This is a genomic window from Snodgrassella alvi, assembly GCF_002777855.1.
In the GTDB taxonomy this organism is placed as follows: Bacteria; Pseudomonadota; Gammaproteobacteria; order Burkholderiales; family Neisseriaceae; genus Snodgrassella; species Snodgrassella alvi_E.
The window spans coordinates 1-3,177 of record NZ_MEIK01000025.1; the positions used below are offsets into that span (position 1 = coordinate 1).

At 35.1% G+C, this 3,177-nt stretch carries 3 protein-coding genes; all 3 read left to right on the forward strand.

Annotated features, from left to right (window positions below; all coding sequences use genetic code 11):
* The first annotated feature begins 229 nt into the window (after positions 1–229).
* A complete protein-coding gene (locus BHC43_RS03350) occupies positions 230–1,102 on the forward strand; it encodes a hypothetical protein (protein ID WP_100156509.1) in 873 nt (290 codons plus the stop codon).
* 287 nt (positions 1,103–1,389) lie between these two features.
* Positions 1,390–2,262, forward strand: coding sequence for a hypothetical protein (locus tag BHC43_RS03355; protein ID WP_100156509.1), 873 nt, complete (start codon positions 1,390–1,392; stop codon positions 2,260–2,262).
* Positions 2,263–2,549: 287 nt separating this feature from the next.
* On the forward strand, positions 2,550–3,177 hold a 628-nt coding region (locus tag BHC43_RS03360), incomplete at its 3' end, for a hypothetical protein (RefSeq protein ID WP_218966454.1).

Sequence of the window (3,177 nt, forward strand, 5' to 3'; positions counted from 1 at the left end):
ATGCACAACTGATACAACCTCATTCAGCCAATTTTGCCATTTTTTAAGAGAAATTCCGGTTTGCTTGCTATTTTACGCTAATTATATTCGGTAGCTTGTATATATATTAAACATAATAATCCATTCAGAGTTAATTTTTCATTACATTAGTTAATTTTTGTGTATATTTTTGTTTGCATTATCTTAAAATTATGCTAATTTATATGTTAGTCCTACAGGAGACATCAGTATGAGAAATTTATTGATTTCGTATGCTAAAGCTGTCTGTTTAACTGGCCTGCTTTTGCTGTCTGGCTGTTCTGATAATAATGACAAAGCCAAACAGCAGCCGGTACCTTTCACTAATCAGGACCGATTTGGCCGCTATGATTCCATTGGTAATCTGGGCGGTAAACCAGTCAGTATTCCCGAGGGTGTGGTATCTTCTTGGGTGCGCTACGTCGGTGATCCCGGAGATTTTGATGCCAGCAGAAAAGCCAGAAAATATAAGCGCCCACCTATTACCTATCAGCTACCAATCGAAAGTTTTGGATTTGTATATCGCCTTACCGATGGTGCAGTTTTGAGCAGGAAAGAACAAACTGATATTGATTATATGCATGATAACAAAACTTTGATTCGTATAGGTCAGCCTTTTCCATGGGCTCATACAATTATTTATAACATATATAGCCCTAAACAATCTAAAACCTTCAATCAATGGTTTAATAATATTCTAGAATCATCAAAAGAAAGTTGGGATTTTGAATATTCTAAACAACCTAATAAGGTATTTGGTTTAACCTATTATCAAGCCAATAACGGTATAGACCCCAGTACCAATCAACCATGGACAGATAATATTGCAGGAAAAGATCTGTATATCTATCGGGATGCAAATAATAACATTAAAACCCTTATCCTATGTGATATTGTTGGAGAAATAAAACATTGTCATCATGATTTTATTGTTAATAATTTTCCGATAGATGTCAGTATAACTTACAACCGTGTCTATTTAAAACTATGGCAACAAACCGAAAAAAATATCGCTGCCATACTGGATAGCTGGGTAGTCACTAATGATGGCAAATTAATTAAAGAGCAGGCTGGCAAGGTATAAGTCTAAAAGATGCATACCCTTACACCACTGATTGAAGAAATTATTTTTGGAACAATACATGCACAACTGATACAACCTCATTCAGCCAATTTTGCCATTTTTTAAGAGAAATTCCGGTTTGCTTGCTATTTTACGCTAATTATATTCGGTAGCTTGTATATATATTAAACATAATAATCCATTCAGAGTTAATTTTTCATTACATTAGTTAATTTTTGTGTATATTTTTGTTTGCATTATCTTAAAATTATGCTAATTTATATGTTAGTCCTACAGGAGACATCAGTATGAGAAATTTATTGATTTCGTATGCTAAAGCTGTCTGTTTAACTGGCCTGCTTTTGCTGTCTGGCTGTTCTGATAATAATGACAAAGCCAAACAGCAGCCGGTACCTTTCACTAATCAGGACCGATTTGGCCGCTATGATTCCATTGGTAATCTGGGCGGTAAACCAGTCAGTATTCCCGAGGGTGTGGTATCTTCTTGGGTGCGCTACGTCGGTGATCCCGGAGATTTTGATGCCAGCAGAAAAGCCAGAAAATATAAGCGCCCACCTATTACCTATCAGCTACCAATCGAAAGTTTTGGATTTGTATATCGCCTTACCGATGGTGCAGTTTTGAGCAGGAAAGAACAAACTGATATTGATTATATGCATGATAACAAAACTTTGATTCGTATAGGTCAGCCTTTTCCATGGGCTCATACAATTATTTATAACATATATAGCCCTAAACAATCTAAAACCTTCAATCAATGGTTTAATAATATTCTAGAATCATCAAAAGAAAGTTGGGATTTTGAATATTCTAAACAACCTAATAAGGTATTTGGTTTAACCTATTATCAAGCCAATAACGGTATAGACCCCAGTACCAATCAACCATGGACAGATAATATTGCAGGAAAAGATCTGTATATCTATCGGGATGCAAATAATAACATTAAAACCCTTATCCTATGTGATATTGTTGGAGAAATAAAACATTGTCATCATGATTTTATTGTTAATAATTTTCCGATAGATGTCAGTATAACTTACAACCGTGTCTATTTAAAACTATGGCAACAAACCGAAAAAAATATCGCTGCCATACTGGATAGCTGGGTAGTCACTAATGATGGCAAATTAATTAAAGAGCAGGCTGGCAAGGTATAAGTCTAAAAGATGCATACCCTTACACCACTGATTGAAGAAATTATTTTTGGAACAATACATGCACAACTGATACAACCTCATTCAGCCAATTTTGCCATTTTTTAAGAGAAATTCCGGTTTGCTTGCTATTTTACGCTAATTATATTCGGTAGCTTGTATATATATTAAACATAATAATCCATTCAGAGTTAATTTTTCATTACATTAGTTAATTTTTGTGTATATTTTTGTTTGCATTATCTTAAAATTATGCTAATTTATATGTTAGTCCTACAGGAGACATCAGTATGAGAAATTTATTGATTTCGTATGCTAAAGCTGTCTGTTTAACTGGCCTGCTTTTGCTGGCTGGCTGTTCTGATAAGGATAAAGACAAAGCCAAACAGCAGCCGGTACCTTTCATTAATCAGGACCGATTTGGCCGCTATGATTCCATTGGTAATCTGGGCGGTAAACCAGTCAGTATTCCTGACGGCGTAGTACTTCACTGGGTGCGTTATGTTGGAGACCCTGGTGATTTTGATGCCAGCAAAAAAGCACAAAAATACAAACGTCCACCTATTACTTATCAGCTACCCATTAAAAGCTTTGGTTTGTTTTATCGCCTTACTGATGGTGCGCTAATGAGCTATAAAGAACAAACCGAAATAGATTATTTGCATGATAATAAAACTTTAATTCCTGAAGGTAAGCCCTTTCCATGGGGACACATGATTGTTTATAATTTAGTAAGTCCTAAGCAATTCAAAAATTATAATCATAGGTTTAAAAATATTTTAAAATCGTCAAAAGAAAGCTGGGATTTTGAATATTCTAAGCAGCCTAATAAAGTATTTGGCTTAACCTATTACCAAGCCAATAACGGTATAGACCCCAGTACCAATCAGCCATGGACTGATAATATTGCAGGACGGG

What these genes read in the sequence shown, in the direction of transcription:
- BHC43_RS03355 (WP_100156509.1), top strand. Translation starts at nt 1,390, where the DNA reads ATGAGAAATTTATTGATTTCGTATGCTAAAGCTGTCTGTTTAACTGGC.
- BHC43_RS03350 (WP_100156509.1), top strand. Translation starts at nt 230, where the DNA reads ATGAGAAATTTATTGATTTCGTATGCTAAAGCTGTCTGTTTAACTGGC.